The 15,325-nt window shown below is 66.4% G+C and carries 13 protein-coding genes, 1 tRNA gene and 1 pseudogene; 9 read left to right on the forward strand and 6 right to left on the reverse strand.

Features of this window, described 5'->3' with window-relative positions:
- Positions 1-44: 44 nt before the first annotated feature.
- A complete protein-coding gene (locus HMPREF2716_RS24110; protein WP_003112819.1) occupies positions 45-371 on the reverse strand; it encodes a TraR/DksA family transcriptional regulator in 327 nt (108 codons plus the stop codon).
- A gap of 234 nt (positions 372-605) precedes the next feature.
- Between HMPREF2716_RS24110 and HMPREF2716_RS24115 the strand changes: the two genes are divergently transcribed.
- Both HMPREF2716_RS24115 and HMPREF2716_RS24120 read left to right on the forward strand, forming a co-directional pair.
- Positions 606-1,094, forward strand: coding sequence for a DUF3015 domain-containing protein (locus HMPREF2716_RS24115; RefSeq protein WP_003094783.1), 489 nt, complete (start codon positions 606-608; stop codon positions 1,092-1,094).
- 58 nt (positions 1,095-1,152) lie between these two features.
- Positions 1,153-3,009, forward strand: a complete 1,857-nt coding sequence (locus HMPREF2716_RS24120; RefSeq protein ID WP_003105110.1) for an Lnb N-terminal periplasmic domain-containing protein — start codon at positions 1,153-1,155, stop codon at positions 3,007-3,009.
- Here HMPREF2716_RS24120 and HMPREF2716_RS24125 read toward each other — a convergent pair.
- Together HMPREF2716_RS24125 and rtcR are read right to left on the reverse strand one after the other, a co-directional pair.
- Complete coding sequence (locus HMPREF2716_RS24125) at positions 3,003-3,557, reverse strand: NADAR family protein (protein WP_043492108.1); 555 nt, start codon at positions 3,555-3,557, stop codon at positions 3,003-3,005. The two genes, HMPREF2716_RS24120 and HMPREF2716_RS24125, sit on opposite strands and share 7 nt — an antisense overlap.
- Before the next feature lie 55 nt (positions 3,558-3,612).
- Positions 3,613-5,208: an RNA repair transcriptional activator RtcR gene (gene rtcR / locus HMPREF2716_RS24130; protein WP_070622029.1), complete on the reverse strand. Its 1,596-nt coding sequence runs from the start codon at positions 5,206-5,208 to the stop codon at positions 3,613-3,615.
- 314 nt (positions 5,209-5,522) lie between these two features.
- On the opposite strand from rtcR, the gene HMPREF2716_RS24135 reads away from it, so the two are divergent.
- The 7 genes from HMPREF2716_RS24135 (at position 5,523) to ccpA (ending at position 11,797) form a co-directional block, all read left to right on the forward strand.
- Positions 5,523-5,596, forward strand: a tRNA-Arg gene (locus tag HMPREF2716_RS24135).
- A gap of 271 nt (positions 5,597-5,867) precedes the next feature.
- Complete coding sequence (locus HMPREF2716_RS24140; RefSeq protein WP_003119411.1) at positions 5,868-7,013, forward strand: slipin family protein; 1,146 nt, start codon at positions 5,868-5,870, stop codon at positions 7,011-7,013.
- A 55-nt stretch (positions 7,014-7,068) separates the two neighbouring features.
- The gene (locus HMPREF2716_RS24145) at positions 7,069-8,283 is read left to right on the forward strand and encodes an RtcB family protein (RefSeq protein WP_003119410.1); all 1,215 of its coding nucleotides are present in this window, start codon (positions 7,069-7,071) and stop codon (positions 8,281-8,283) included.
- Between the two features lie 36 nt (positions 8,284-8,319).
- Positions 8,320-9,132: a nucleotidyltransferase domain-containing protein gene (locus tag HMPREF2716_RS24150; protein ID WP_003105094.1), complete on the forward strand. Its 813-nt coding sequence runs from the start codon at positions 8,320-8,322 to the stop codon at positions 9,130-9,132.
- Entirely contained in the window at positions 9,129-10,154 is a 1,026-nt protein-coding gene (gene rtcA / locus HMPREF2716_RS24155; protein WP_016253900.1) for an RNA 3'-terminal phosphate cyclase, read from the forward strand. The genes HMPREF2716_RS24150 and rtcA overlap by 4 nt, the downstream gene beginning before the upstream one ends.
- Positions 10,155-10,255: 101 nt before the next feature.
- Entirely contained in the window at positions 10,256-10,633 is a 378-nt protein-coding gene (locus HMPREF2716_RS24160; RefSeq protein WP_003107850.1) for a hypothetical protein, read from the forward strand.
- A 123-nt stretch (positions 10,634-10,756) separates the two neighbouring features.
- Positions 10,757-11,797 carry a cytochrome-c peroxidase CcpA gene (gene ccpA / locus HMPREF2716_RS24165; RefSeq protein ID WP_003116275.1) on the forward strand — a complete coding sequence of 347 codons (1,041 nt, stop codon included), beginning with the start codon at positions 10,757-10,759 and terminating at the stop codon, positions 11,795-11,797.
- Positions 11,798-11,856: 59 nt separating this feature from the next.
- Here the strand turns inward: ccpA and gdhA are convergent, their stop codons facing one another.
- From gdhA to HMPREF2716_RS24180, 3 genes and pseudogenes are all read right to left on the reverse strand, one after another.
- Complete coding sequence (gdhA, locus tag HMPREF2716_RS24170; protein ID WP_003094817.1) at positions 11,857-13,194, reverse strand: NADP-specific glutamate dehydrogenase; 1,338 nt, start codon at positions 13,192-13,194, stop codon at positions 11,857-11,859.
- A gap of 295 nt (positions 13,195-13,489) precedes the next feature.
- Complete coding sequence (locus tag HMPREF2716_RS24175; RefSeq protein WP_003123403.1) at positions 13,490-14,881, reverse strand: outer membrane protein transport protein; 1,392 nt, start codon at positions 14,879-14,881, stop codon at positions 13,490-13,492.
- Positions 14,882-15,140: 259 nt separating this feature from the next.
- Positions 15,141-15,325: pseudogene (locus tag HMPREF2716_RS24180) on the reverse strand (protein activator); the annotation flags it as partial.

A 15,325-nucleotide genomic window follows, 5' to 3' on the forward strand; every position in this document is an offset into this window, starting at 1 on the left:
TCCCCCCAGCCTCGCGCCACTGACAAGGCGCGGATGGCGCTATCTCACCGATGTACCAGGTCGGCGCAGCGCAGGCAGTATTCCGCCGCAGGCAGGGCGGCCAGGCGCGCCGGTTCGATAGCCTCGCCACAGCGCTCGCACTGGCCGTAGCGACCTTCCGCCAGGCGCAGGCGGGCCAGGCCGACCTGGCGCATCCCCGCCTCCGCCTCGGCGAGCAGGCCTTCGAGCACTTCGTCGTTCTGGCGCTGCACCGCCTGCTCGGCAAAGTCCGGCGAATGGCTGCGCGCCAGGTCCCGGCGGATCGCCGCGGCGCGTGCCGCGTACTCGGTCGCCAGGGTTTCCAGGGCGGTAGCGGGGTCGAAAGCGCTCATATCCACCTCCTGCATGAGGAACGGCTGACCAAGGCCGGTTTCGCTCAGACCGACCAGAACTTTCCCAAGTCTGGACGGTTCCAAGCGGATTGCCGCTGACGCCGGTCAATTTTCGCCCGGCATTGCGCGCTGCCACCCATTCGGTGCCTTGACACCCCGGTGGCATTCCGAAAAGCTCACGGCGTCGCTGGCCCGCTCCAGATGGCTCCGATCCACCTCAAGAGAGAACAAACGATGAAACGGATTCTGCTCGGTACCCTGTTCGCCGCCGCCTCCTTCAACGCTTTCGCCGACGCTCCCGGCGGCGCCGGCTGCGGCTGGGGCAACATGCTCTTCAAAGGCCAGCGCGGCGTGGCCACCCACGTGGTCGCGGCGACCACCAACGGTACTTCCGGCAACAACACCTTCGGCATGACCACCGGCACCAACGGCTGCCATACCAACGGCGCGCTGTCCTATGGCGGCAAGCCCCTGCTGGTGCTCGGCAGCATGATGGACGAGCTGTCCGAAGACATGGCCAAGGGCAATGGCGAAGCGCTGACCACCTATGCCGTGGTGCTGGGCGTGCAACCGCAGGACCGCGAGCACTTCGCCGCCGTCACCCATGAGCATTTCTCCGAGATCTTCAACAAGTCCGACGCCACCGCCGCCGACGTCTATGCCAACACCCAGGCGATCCTGAAACAGGACGCCCGCCTGGCCAAGTACGCCGAGCAGGCCTGAGCCTCGCCGCCTGCCCGTTCGCGGGCAGGCCCCTTTCCCCAAGCATTAAGCCTTGCCGATGCCGAAACGCCTGTTGCCCTGGATGGCGCTGTGCGCCTGCTCCCCCCTTCTGGCTGCGCCCACGGTTCCCGAGGCCCGCCTCCAGCAACTGGCCGCCGATCCCTACTGGATCGCCCTCGGCCACTACGAACGCGGCAAGCTCGGCGGTTGGCGCAGCTACGTCGACGACGAGCGGTTCTTCCTCGCCGACAACGGCGAGAGCCACCCGGACGCCGAACTGGCGGCCACGCTAAAGGCGCTCTATGCCTCGCCCAGCCTTGGCGACAAGCACGCTCAGTGCGTCTACCCGGCGCGCACCCGCTGGCTGCGCCAGCAACTGCAACTCGACGACCTGCCGCAGCCGCAGTGCGGCGAATACGACAACTGGTACCGCGACATCAACCCGCACAGTGCGGTGCTGGTGTTCCCCGCGGCCTACCTGAACAGCCCGTCGTCGATGTTCGGCCACACCCTGCTGCGCATCGACCAGGCCGACGTCACCAGCAACAACACTGCCCTGCTCAGCTACGCGCTGAACTTCGGCGCCTACATCGAAGGCATGGACAACAGCATCCTCTATGCCTGGAAAGGCCTGATGGGCGGCTATCCCGGCCTGTTCGCGCTGGTCCCGTACCGGGAGAAGCTGGCCGAATACAGCCGCCTGGAGAACCGCGACCTCTGGGAATACAAGCTGAACCTCACGCCCGAGGAGACCGGGCGCATGGTCGAACACGTCTGGGAACTCAAGCAGGTCCGCTTCGACTACTACTTCTTCGACGAGAACTGTTCGTTCCGCCTGCTCGAACTGATGGAGATCGCCCGCCCGGGCATCGAGCTGACCGAGCAGTTCCCGCTTACCGCGATCCCCACCGACACCGTCCGCGCGGTGAAGAACGCCGGGCTGATCGAGCGCATCGACTACCGGCCGTCGCGCGAGAAGGAACTGCTCGCCCGCGCCGAACCGCTCGACCATGCCGAGCGCGACTGGGCCAAGCGCCTGGCGGACGACGACAGCCTGCTCGACGCTCCCGACTTCAAGGCCCTGCCGATGCCGCGCCAGGCGCTGATCCAGGACGCCGCCTTCCGCCTGGTGCGCTACCGCGCCACCGGTCAGGCGCGTGACAGCGGCATCGCCTCGCGCAGCTACAACCTGTTGCGTGCGATCAACCGCAACCCGCCGCCGGACCTCCAGGTCGAGCGCCCCGGCCAGCCGGAAGACGGCCACGAGTCACGGACCTGGCAGTTCGCCGTCGGCAGCCGCGATGACCGCGCCTTCGCCGAGTACGGCCTGCGCATGGCCTACCATGACCTCGCCGATAACGCCTATGGCTTCCCCCTCGGCGCGCAGATCGAGATCGGCCAGCTCAAGCTGCGCCAGTACGAAGGCAACCGCTGGCAGTTGCAGAATCTCGACCTGGTCACCATCCGCTCGCTGACCCCGCGCAACCAGTTGCTCAAGCCGCTGTCCTGGCAGGTCGCCGGCGGCCTGGAGCGGGTGCCGGGCGAGGACGGCGACGAAAACCTGGTCAGCCACCTGAACGGCGGCGCCGGCGGCAGCTGGATGTTCGGCGACGACCTGCTGCTCTACGCCATGGGCACCGCGCGGATCGAGAACAACAGGGACTTCGCCGCCGCCATCGCCCCGGCGGTGGGCTTCGACAGCGGCCTGCTGTGGCGCAACCCGCTGGGCAACCTGACCCTGGAGGCCAAGGGCGACTACTTCCACAACGGTGAAGTGCGCCGCAGCCTGGGCTTCGTCCAGCAGGTGGAGCTGGGCCGCGACCTCGGCCTGCGCCTGAGCGCCGAACGCGAGTTCAGCCATGTCGGCAAGCCGATCAACGAGGTGAAGCTGGAGCTGCGCTGGTACTACTACTGAGCCAGCCTCCGGCGCACCTCCATCAGGGCGAAGCCGAGCAGGTTGAGGCCTTGCCAGGTCGCCGGCTCGGCTGCCAGGGGATCGCTCGCGGCCAGGCCGATGCCCCAGATCGCGTCCACCGGGCTGGCCTCGACCAGCACCCGGTCGGCGGTGCCCAGAAGGTATTTCTTCAGCGAAGCGTTCTGGCCGAACTTGCCGAGGTTGCCTTCGATCACGATTCTCACCCGCTCGGCGTTCCAGCGTGCCTCGTCGAAGCCGGCGACTTCGCGGCCGAGGGCCTTCGCCTCGCCTGGGCTGCGCGCCGCCAGGATGCGCTCGAGCAACCTAGGGTCGTCGAACAAGCGTGCCTTGGCCGCCATCATGTAATGCTCGGCGCTGGGGTAGCGCACCCCGTCGAGCTTGAACGAAGCCTCGTACCACTGGCTGAAACAGCTCTTGCCGACCTTGTCATCCGTCGCCGGGCGATGTCCCCAGAAATACAGGTATTTGAAGCTTTCGCCGGCCGCGCAGCGCTGGCGCAGCCGCTCGACGTCCATTATCTCGCTCATCGGCATTCGTCCCTGGAGCCCGTGAAAAGACGCCAAGGATATCCCGAAGTGGTGTTCAGGCGCGTATCTGCGCCCAGTCCAGGCCGAAACGCGCCAGGTACTTGCGCAGCCGGTCGGCGTCGTTGGGGTTGCGCTTGTCCTGGCGCGAAACGGCGAACAGCCGGCGTCCCGCCTCGGAAAGGGTCTTAGCCCCGCGGCACACCTCCAGCACCGCCTGCAGTTGCAGGCGGTCGAACAGATCCAGGGCCTCCACCCGCTGCCCCAGCAGATCGGCCAGTGGCTCCCGGCCCGCATCGAGCCCCCAGGCCTGGCGCAGGCGGAGGATCTCCTCCTCGACCAGCGCCTCGTCGATCCGCCCGCTGTCGGCCAGGGTCGCCATCCGTGTGATGGAAGCCGACAGCTCGCGGAAGTTGCCGGCCCAGCGCGCTTCGCTGGAACCGGCGAAGGCCAGGTAGCGACGCTTGGCCTCCAGGTTGAAACGCACCTGCCGCCCTTGCTCGCGGGCGTGCCGCTCCAGTTCGAAGTCGATGTTCGGCTCGATGTCCTCGCGGCGTCCAGCCAGGCCCGGCAGCTCGAAGGTCCACAGGTTGATGCGGGCGAACAGGTCCTCGCGGAACAGGCCTTCGGCCACTCGTCCGCGCAAGTCGCGGTGGGTCCCGGCGACAAGCTGGAAGTCGCTCTCCACCTCACGGTCCGAACCCAGCGGGAAGAAGCGCTTCTCTTCGATAGCCTTGAGCAGCATCGCCTGTTCGTCGGCGCCCAGCTCGCCGATCTCGTCGAGGAACAGCATGCCACCGTCGGCTGCGCGCAGCAGGCCTTCGCGCGCATTCTGCGCGCCGGTGAAGGCGCCCTTGACGTGACCGAACAGTGCCGACATCGCGCCGTCGCCGCGCAAGGTGGCGCAGTTGACCTCGACGAAACGCCCGTCGAGCTGGTGCCGGCTGCGCTTGAGTTCATAGATGCGCCGGGCGAGGAACGATTTGCCGGCACCGGTCGGCCCCACCAGCAGCATGGGTGCCCGCGAACGCACCGCGACCCGCTCGATCTGCTCGATGGAGCGGTTGAAAGCGGCATTGCGCGTGGCGATTCCCGACTTGAGCAAAGCCAGGCTTTCCTCCTGTTCGCGGCGGAACCGCGAGGCGATGCGGTCGTAGCGGGACAGGTCGAGGTCGATCAGCGTCGCCGAGCCCTCGGGATGGCGCGCCTCGTCCTTGCGCCGCGACGGCGAGGTCTGCACCAGCCGGGCCGGCAGGTAGCGCGCCTCGGTAAGGAGGAACCAGCAGATCTGCGCGACATGGGTCCCGGTGGTGATATGCACCAGGTAGTCCTCGCGCTCGGTGTCGAAGGGGTAGGCGCTGACGAAATCGTGCAGGGCGCCATAGACCTCCTCGAAGTCCCAGGGGTTGCGCAGTTCCATCTGCTGCAGGCGGACCTCGGTATGCGGCGACACCGCGGCGATGTCGGCGCGAATCCGCTCGGCCAGGCCGAGGTCGCGGGCGTCGTTGCCGTGGATCAGTTCGAGGCGGTCGATCAGCAGGTCCGGCTGCTGGCACAGGCCGATGCTCGGCCGCCACTTTTGCCAGCGCGCCGCGCCCTTGCCGAGACGGTCGAGGGTGGCGCCGATGAAGCCGATGGCGACCGTGCGTTTCATCACTGCTTATCCTTCAAGATAAAGATCGATATGAAAATATATAGAAATAGCCAGGCATCTCTCCATCGAATTCGCCGACGAAGCGCAAAAAAAAATTTATTCACATTTAAAATCAAATAGTTAAGCAAGAAACAGTCTCATCGATAAAAACCTGGCACGCCGCTCGCTATATCCATTTCGACCGCATCGCCCATGCAGGCCGACGGGTCGGGACTCCAGTCCCGCCGGTGCCCGAGCCCACCCCTGGTGTCGGCGTCGTGCATGCCGCCCGCAACAACGACGGTCATTCGCGAATGACGGCAATGCCGCTTCGCGGTTCGATAGCTCAGCCTGGTAGAGCAACCATCCACGAAATGGTCTGTCGCGGGTTCGACTCCCGCTCGAACGTTGCCTTAACGGCAATCACTCAATGGCAACACCCGCCGGTGTGGCCGAGGCGAACTGCGCAAGCGGCCAGGAAGGCCGGACAACGCAAGGGAGCCGAAGCCGCCGCCGGCCCGTCCGGCCCGCGGTTCGGGCACGGGGCAAGGCAGGCCGGGGATCGAGGGAATCGATCGTATGGACAGGACGTCCGCCAGGCCAACCTCCTCCGCGCTCCACCCACGACGCTCGACGGGCCGGCAACACCGGCACCACGGAAGAATGAAAGGAATGAAGAGATGAAAATGCTGAAGCGTTTTATCGTGAAGAAGAACGAACGCGGCCTGCTGTATTCCGAAGGCGACTTCCTCGCCGTGCTCGAACCGGGCACCTACCGCCGCTTCGATCCGTACGACCGCCTGAGCCTGGAAAGCTTCAGCCTGAACACCCCGCAGTTCGAACACCGCCTGGCCGGCTACCTGCGGCAGAGCGAACCGCAACTGGTGGAGCGCTACTTCACCCGGATGGACCTGGGCGACAACGAGGCCGGCCTGCGCTACGAGGACGGCGTGCTGGTGGAGCTGCTCGCACCGGGCAGCCGCCGACTGTACTGGAAAGGCCAGACCGAGCAGCGCCTGGAGCGCATCGACCTGACCCAGGACTATCGATTGTCCGCCGCGCTGGTCGCCCAGTTGCACCAGCCGAACCTGCGCGACCGCGCCCTGGCGGGCCTGGACGCAGTGTTGCTGGTCCAGGTGCCGGCGTTCCAGGTCGGCGTGCTCAAGGTCGACGGCGCCCTTGCCGGCCTGCTGCAAGCTGGACAATACGGTTTCTGGCGCTACAACCGGCAAGTCAGCGTGGAACTGGTCGACACCCGTATCCAGGCGCTGGAGGTCAGCGGCCAGGAGATCCTCACCCGCGACAAGGTCAGCCTGCGCCTGAACCTCGCCGCCAATTGGCGCTACAGCGACGTGCTCACCGCCTTCTCGCGGCTGAGCAAACCGCTGGAGTATCTGTACCGCGAGCTGCAGTTCGGCCTGCGGGCGGCAGTGGGCACCCGTACCCTCGACGAACTGCTGGAGAACAAGCAGTCGATCGACGAAGCGGTCAGCGCCCACCTGGCCGCCAAGCTGGAAGACAGCGGCCTGGAAGTGAGCGGCCTGGGCGTACGCGACATCATCCTCCCGGGCGAAATGAAGACCCTGCTGGCGCAGGTGGTGGAGGCGGAGAAGGCGGCCCAGGCCAATGTGATCCGCCGCCGCGAGGAAACCTCGGCGACCCGCTCGCTGCTGAATACCGCGAAGGTCATGGAGGAAAACCCGACCGCGCTGCGTCTGAAGGAACTGGAAACCCTGGAGCGGGTGGCCGAGCGCATCGACCGGATTTCGGTATTCGGTGGCCTGGACCAGGTATTGAACGGACTGGTCACGCTGAAGCAGGCCTGATCACGAACGATAGCCGCGCCGTCGACAAGACGGCGCGGAGCACAAGGAAAGCACGATGAAAGACATGAATATCCTCGAAGTGGCCGGCGGCAAGCCGATCAAGCTCTGGACCCAGGGCGTCCCGGTGGAGGAGGAAGCGCGCCAGCAGTTGCTGAACACGGCGAAGATGCCCTTCATCTTCAAGCACCTGGCGGTGATGCCTGACGTACACCTGGGCAAGGGCTCGACCATCGGTAGCGTGATCCCTACCCTCGGCGCGATCATCCCGGCCGCGGTGGGCGTGGATATCGGCTGCGGAATGATCGCCGCGCGCACCTCGCTGGTCGCTGCCGACCTGCCGGACAACCTGCACGGCCTGCGCAGCGCCATCGAGCAGGCGGTACCCCACGGCAAGACCTTCGGCCGCCGCGACCGCGGCGCCTGGCACGAGGTACCGGAGGCCGCCGACCAGGCCTGGAAGGCGCTCGCCGGTCGCTTCAAGGCGATCACCGACAAGCACCCGAGGCTGGAGAAGACCAACAACCGCCAGCACCTGGGAACCCTCGGCACCGGCAACCACTTCATCGAGGTCTGCCTGGACGAGGCCGACCGCGTCTGGTTCATGCTGCACAGCGGTTCGCGCGGGGTCGGCAACGCCATCGGCAACCTGTTCATCGAACTGGCCAAGGCGGACATGCGCCAGCACATCGCCAACCTGCCGGACAAGGACCTGGCCTACTTCGAGGAAGGCAGCCGGCACTTCGACGACTATGTGGAAGCGGTCGGCTGGGCCCAGGATTTCGCCCGGCAGAACCGCGCGCTGATGATGCACGCGGTGATCGAGGCGGCGCGCCAGGTGATCCGCAAGCCGTTCGAAGCCAACCTGGAGGCGGTCGATTGCCACCACAACTACGTGCAGAAGGAGCGCCACTTCGGCCAGGAGGTACTGGTCACCCGCAAAGGCGCGGTGTCCGCGCAGAAGGGCCAGCTCGGCATCATTCCCGGCTCGATGGGGGCGAAGAGCTTCATCGTCCGCGGCCTCGGCAACCAGGAAGCGTTCTGCTCGTGCAGCCACGGCGCCGGGCGGACCATGAGCCGGACCAAGGCGAAGAAGGTCTTCAGCGTCGCCGACCAGGCGCGCGCCACCGCCCACGTCGAATGCCGCAAGGACGCCGACGTGATCGACGAGATCCCGATGGCCTACAAGGACATCGACCGGGTCATGGAAGCCCAGCGCGAGCTGGTGGAAGTGCTGCACACCCTGCGTCAGGTGGTGTGCGTGAAAGGATGACGGGCGCCCTGTGGCGCCCGCTGGGGAAGAATCGAAATGAACAGGGAAGAACGCCATCCGCTCCCCGCCGCCATGCGCGAGCGGGTACTGGATGAGCTGGAACGGATCGAACGCGAGCACGACGTAGTCGTGCTCTACGCCTGCGAGTCGGGCAGCCGGGCCTGGGGCTTCGCTTCGCCGGACAGCGACTACGACGTACGCTTCGTCTATGTGCATCAGCCCGAGTGGTATCAGCGCGTCGAGGAACCTCGCGACGTGATAGAACGTCCGCTGAGCGACGAGCTGGACATCAGCGGCTGGGAACTGCGCAAGGCGTTGCGCCTGATGCGCAAATCCAACCCGGCCCTGCTGGAGTGGCTCGGCTCGCCGCTGGTGTATCGGGAAGAGCCTGGCGTGCGCGAGGAACTGCTCTGGCTGGGCAGCGCCTTTCACTCCGTACCAGGCAGTCGCCATCACTACCTGTCGATGGCACGCAAGAACTACCGGGGCTACCTGAAGGGCGACAGCGTCCGGCTGAAGAAATACCTCTACGTCCTGCGTCCGTTGTTCGCGGTGCGTTGGCTGGATGCAGGCCTGGGCTTGCCGCCGGTGGCGTTCGAGAGGCTAGTGGAAGCCACGCTGGACGATCCGTCGCTGCGCGAAGAACTGGATGCCCTGCTGAGCCTCAAGCGTCAGCGCGACGAATCGGCCTACGGCCCTCCGCGCCTGGCGCTGCAACGCTTCATCGAAGCGGAGTTGCTCCAGGCCGAACGAGGGGCCACCCAACCAACCGGCGCGCGCCAGGACAGCCGACTGCTGGATCGCTACCTCCACGACAAGATATGGCAATACACAAGGGAAACCTCATGAGAAAGGACCTCATCGAACTCGACGGCAGCGAAGGCGGCGGGCAGATCCTGCGTAGCGCCCTGAGCCTGTCGATGACCAGCGGCCAGCCGCTGCGCATCCGCAACATCCGTGGCCGGCGCAGCCGTCCGGGGCTGCTGCGGCAGCACCTCACCGCGGTGCGCGCGGCGGCGGAAATCTGCGCGGCCGAGGTCGAGGGTGCCGAGCTCGGCTCACGCGAGCTGGCGTTCCGGCCCGGTGCGATCCGCGCCGGCGACTACGCCTTCGCCATCTGCTCCGCCGGCAGTTGCTCGCTGGTACTGCAAACCCTGCTGCCGGCGCTGCTCGCGGCCAACGGCGAAAGCCGGGTGAGGATCAGCGGCGGCACCCACAATCCACTGGCGCCGCCGGCGGACTTTCTCCGCGACAGCTGGCTGCCGCTGTTGCAGCGGATGGGCGCGGAAGTCGACCTGGAACTGCTGCGCCACGGCTTCGTACCCGCCGGCGGTGGCGAGCTGCTGGCGCGGGTACGCCCGGCACGCTGGCGGCCGCTGCAACTGGAGCATCCCGGCGCGGCGCTGCGGCGCCAGGCGCGGGCGCTGCTCGCCGGGATTCCCGGGCACGTCGGCGAGCGTGAGCTGGAGAGGGTCCGCCAGCGCCTCGGTTGGAGCGACGAAGAACACCAGCTGGAGTTCCTCGCGGAGGACCAGGGGCCGGGCAACGCCCTGCTGCTGCGGATCGACTGCGAGCACATCTGCGCGACCTTCTGCGCCTTCGGCCAGGCCGGCGTCAGCGCCGAACGGGTGGCGGAACAGGTCGCGACGCAAGCCATCGGCTGGATGGAAAGCGGCTGCGCGGCGGACGAGCACCTCGCCGACCAATTGCTGCTGCCCATGGCCCTGGCCGGCGCCGGCAGCTTCACCACGCCGCGGCTGAGCGCCCATCTGCAAAGCAACCGCCGGGTTATCGAACGCTTCCTGCCGGTGAGGATCGGCGACCAGGCGCTGGACGGCGGCGGTCATCGCATCGTCATCACATCGGCTTGACGAATTCCTCACCAATGCCGACCTAGACTCGCGCCGGACCTGCCAGCGGGCCCGGCGCGAATCTCCGGGAGCCCCATCCCGGCGGTCGAGGAGTCCCGGCCATGTCTTCTTCGCGTCTCGGCGTGCTTGTCCTCGCCCTGATCCTGCTCACCGCCACCCTGCTCGGCGGCTGCGAAAGCACCCACCAGTACCTGCTCGCCAAGGGCTACCCGCCCGCCTATGCCGACGGTTTCGACGATGGCTGCGGTAGCGGCCGCCAGGCGGCCGGCTCGATCAGCGGCGAATTCCGCAAGGACGTCCCCCGCTACCTGCGTGAGGCGATCTACGCCAGCGGCTGGGGCGACGGCTTCGAGCAATGCCGGTCGATGGCGCGGAGCGAAGAGCGGCGGCGTTTCGAGGAGCGCCAGTGGGACGACCGCGACGACGATTGGCAGCGCGACCGCGACCGCGCGTTGGCCCGGGCCTTGCGCGAGCGCTGAAGCACGCTGCGACAACCATCCGCAGCACCGATCCCGGTGCGCTTGATCCACGTCAAGCCGAGCAGCGCGCCGCTGGCCTCTCCTCACAGGACCGGTTGTAACGCCTGATAAGGAGAAAAAAAGATGCAGTCCTCGCAACTGCTCCCGCTTGGCAGCCTGTTGCTGTCGTTCGCCACGCCCCTCGCCCAGGCCGATGCCCTGCACGACCAGGCCCGCGCGCTGTTCAAACCCATCCCCGAGCAGGTCACCGAGCTACGCGGCCAGCCCATCAGCGAGCAACAGCGCGAACTCGGCAAGAAACTGTTCTTCGACCCGCGCCTGTCACGCAGCCATGTGCTCAGCTGCAACACCTGCCACAACGTCGGCACCGGCGGCGCCGACAACGTACCGACGTCGGTCGGTCACGGCTGGCAGAAGGGGCCACGCAATTCACCGACGGTCTTCAACGCCGTGTTCAATGCCGCGCAGTTCTGGGATGGCCGTGCCAAGGACCTGGGGGAGCAGGCCAAGGGTCCGATCCAGAACAGCGTCGAGATGCACAGTACCCCGCAGTTGGTCGAACAGACCCTGGGCAGCATCCCGGAATACGTGGACGCCTTCCGCAAGGCCTTCCCCAAGGCCGGCAAGCCGGTCAGCTTCGACAACATGGCGCTGGCCATCGAGGCCTACGAGGCGACCCTGGTGACTCCGGACTCGCCCTTCGACCTGTATCTCAAGGGCGACGACAAGGCCCTCGACGCACAGCAGAAGAAAGGCCTCAAGGCATTCATGGACAGTGGCTGCAGCGCCTGCCACAACGGCATCAACCTGGGCGGCCAGGCCTACTTCCCGTTCGGCCTGGTGAAGAAGCCCGACGCCAGCGTGCTGCCCAGCGGCGACAAGGGCCGCTTCGCCGTGACCAAGACCCAGAGCGACGAGTACGTATTCCGCGCCGCGCCCCTGCGCAACGTCGCCCTCACCGCGCCGTACTTCCACAGCGGCCAGGTCTGGGAACTCAAGGACGCGGTGGCGATCATGGGCAACGCCCAGCTCGGCAAGCAGTTGGCGCCGGACGACGTGGAGAACATCGTCGCCTTCCTGCACAGCCTGAGCGGCAAGCAGCCGCGCGTCGAATATCCGCTGCTGCCGGCCAGCACGGAGACCACGCCGCGTCCCGCGGAATAACCGCCACAAGGAAAAACGGGGCTCCCCTGGAGCCCCGTTTTTTTCCTCGATGGACGACCTCAGACCACGCCCTGCGCCAGCATCGCATCGGCGACCTTGACGAAGCCGGCGATGTTCGCCCCCTTCACGTAGTTGACCCGCCCCTGTTCCTCGCCGTACAGCAGGCAGGCATGGTGGATCGACTGCATGATGCCGTGCAGCTTGGTATCCACCTCGCCCTCGCTCCAGCGCAGGCGCATGGCGTTCTGCGACATTTCCAGGCCGCTCACCGCCACCCCGCCGGCGTTCGACGCCTTGCCCGGCGCGTAGAGGATGCCGGCCTCGAGGAACAGGTCGACGGCTTCCAGGGTCGAGGGCATGTTGGCGCCTTCGGCGACACAGACGCAGCCGTTGGCCAGCAGGCGCCGCGCATCCTCGGCATCCAGTTCGTTCTGGGTCGCGCAGGGCAGCGCGATATCGCAGGCCAGGCCCCAGGGCCGGCGCCCTTCGAGGAACTGCAGGGAAAACTGCTCCGCCATCTCGCGGATGCGCCCGCGGCGCACGTTCTTCAGCTCCATCAGGTATTCCCACTGCTCGTCGGAGAGCCCCGCCTCGGCATACAGGGTGCCTTCGGAATCGGACAGCGAGATCACCTTGCCGCCCATTTCCATGACCTTGCGCGCCGCGTACTGGGCGACGTTGCCCGAGCCGGAGATCGCCACCCGCTGGCCGTCGAAGCCGCGGCCACGATCCTTGAGCATTTCCTGGGCGAAGTAGACGCAGCCGAAGCCGGTCGCCTCCGGGCGGATCAGGCTGCCGCCATAGCTCAGGCCCTTGCCGGTCAGCACCGAGGTGAACTGGTTGGACAGGCGCTTGTACTGGCCGAACAGGTAGCCGATCTCACGCGCGCCGACGCCGATGTCGCCGGCCGGCACGTCCAGGTCGGCGCCGACGTGGCGGTACAGCTCGCTCATGAACGACTGGCAGAAACGCATCACCTCGGCGTCGCTCTTGCCCTTCGGATCGAAGTCGGAGCCGCCCTTGCCGCCGCCCATGGGCAGAGTGGTCAGGGAGTTCTTGAAGACCTGCTCGAAGGCGAGGAACTTCAGCACCCCGAGGTTGACCGAGGGATGGAAGCGCAGGCCGCCCTTGTAGGGGCCGATGGCGCTGCTCATCTGCACCCGGTAGCCACGGTTGACCCGTACCCGGCCCTGGTCGTCGACCCAGGGTACGCGGAACAGGATCGCCCGCTCGGGTTCGACGATGCGTTCGATGATGCCGGCTTCCAGGTAGTGCGGGTTGGCCTCGAGGAACGGCCAGAGGGAACGCAGCACCTCTTCCACCGCCTGGTGGAATTCGGGCTGATCGGGATCGCGCCGCTTCAGGCGCTCGAGGAAAGCGTCGACGGATTGCGTCATTTTTCTCACCGGTTTCTAGTTTTGTGAACAATTTTTTGCGCGTGACTCTAACAAGCCAGGCGGCACCTAGAAAGTGCGAAATGACGCATTGATGAATCTTTATGGTGCAAAACTGAAACTTTCCGGGTCCGCCAGAACGGCTCGGGCCAGAGCACGCGCCCGGAACCAGGCTGCCTCCCGGGCTGGCCACGCACTGTTGAAGGGCGACGAAAGCACCGTTCGCGTGCATCCCGGCGCCAGATGCGAAAGGGCCTCCGCCGCCAGGGGGAGGCCCTTCCTCTACCTACGGCCGGGTCTAGAAGTCGTAGGTCGCGGACAGGCTGAACACCTGTCCCTTGCTGGTTGCCCTGCCATCCAGCCGCCCGCCGCCCAGGCGATCCTGGTTGACCGTCTTCAACGGCACCTCCTTGACGAATTGCCGCGAGTAGGCCGCGTCGATCGACAACTCCGGCATCGACTGGAAGCGATAGCCGGCGCCCAGGGAGGCGAAGTAGCGATCGCCGTCGGGAATCCGCGGGTCGCGGGTGGCATTGTGGGTCGGCGTCTGGTCGTAGGCGACCCCGGCGCGCATGGTCCACTGGTCGGTCACCTTGTAGTCGCCGCCCACCGCCAGGGTCCAGGTGTTCCGGTAGGTGTAGGGGATGGAGACGATCGTGTTGCCGTGGGACTTGAGGGTCAGGTCCTGGAACGACGACCACTCGGTCCAGGTGGCGCTGGCGCCCAGGCTCAGACGGTCGTTGAACTGGTGTACCCAATCCAGCGAGGCGTAGGCGGGGATATCCAGGCGCGCCGAGGCGGAAGCGCCCATGCGCAGGTCCAGGCCCGGATAGGCCAGGCCCGGGGTGCCGCCCTCGATGGCGCCCTCGGTCAGTCCACCGTCGTGGTCGTAGAGGTTGTAGTGCCCCTTCAGCTTGTTGCGGATCTTCGCGTGGTAGGCGAAGCCCAGGGTGTCGCGGTCGGTCGGCTTCCACACCGCGCCGGCGAAGAAGCCGGGCGAGGTGTTGTCCACCTTGACCCGCATCAGCGCGGACGAGTTCGAGGCCGGGAACGGAATCCCGCCCATGCCCGGGGAGTTGGCGGCCGAGGCATAGAGATCGAGGTTCTGGCTGACGAAGCCGGAGGTGCGCTGGATGATCACCCCGGCGCCCAGGGAGAAGTTGTCGTTGACCTTGAACGACAGGGAGCCGGTCAGGCCGATCGTCTCGATCTTGGTGTCCACCGCGAAATCGCGGCCTTTCCAGTTCGGGTCCCAGGTGCTGCGCATTCCCATCGGAACGACCTGGCTCAGACCGAAGGCGAAGCGGTCGTTGATCGGTACGACCAGGAAGCCGGTCGGCAGCCACGCGCCGAATCCGGCCTGGCCGCCATCGTTGGTACCCAGCTCGGGGGTGCCCGGCCCGTCCTGGTAGCCGCCGGTCATGGGATTACCCTGGTAGTCGTAGGCATCGCCGTTGTACTTGATGTCGATATCGGCGTAGTTGACCGTCAACTGGGCGATCCGCTTGTCGATGAACGCCATGGCCGCCGGGTTGTTGAACGCGGCGCTCGGATCGTTGGGAAACAGCGAGCCGCCTGCCATCGCACGGCCCCAGCCCGCCGTGTTGGTGGTCGGCACCATGAAGCCGCCGGCTTGCGCCTGGGACGTGCCGAACAATCCGCCGACGATCAGGGCGCAGAGCAATGGCAATGGTTTTCTGGCAAACAGGCAGGAAATATCGTTTTTGTTGTTCAAGGTTTCACCCCTGGTGGACTGCTAGTGCACGGGGCACGATGGTCGGCCTGCTTGAGCGTCCTGGCGGACACCCTCCCCCAGACCGTTTTCCATGTGCGAACGAGATTCTGCGCCGCTTCCGGCGGAAACTCCCTCGGACCTGCCGGCCCGCGAAGGACGCCTGGCAGCGGGAGCGCGAAACCGCTGGCGCCGAGGGCGCCAGCGGCAGCCCGGATTACGGGTTGACTACGAAGGCCGGGGTCGGCTTCACGCTCAGGCTGTTGATCTTGCAGTTGCCTGCCAGCGACTGATTGCTGGCGCTGAGGGTATTGGTGGCGTTGCTCCAGGAACCGTTGACGGTGCTCGGGCCACAGGTAGAGGAGAGAATCTTGAAGCCGACGCCATCGACCTTGCCGGCGG

The sequence above is a fragment of the Pseudomonas sp. HMSC076A11 genome, assembly GCF_001810205.1.
Taxonomy (GTDB): domain Bacteria; phylum Pseudomonadota; class Gammaproteobacteria; order Pseudomonadales; family Pseudomonadaceae; genus Pseudomonas; species Pseudomonas aeruginosa.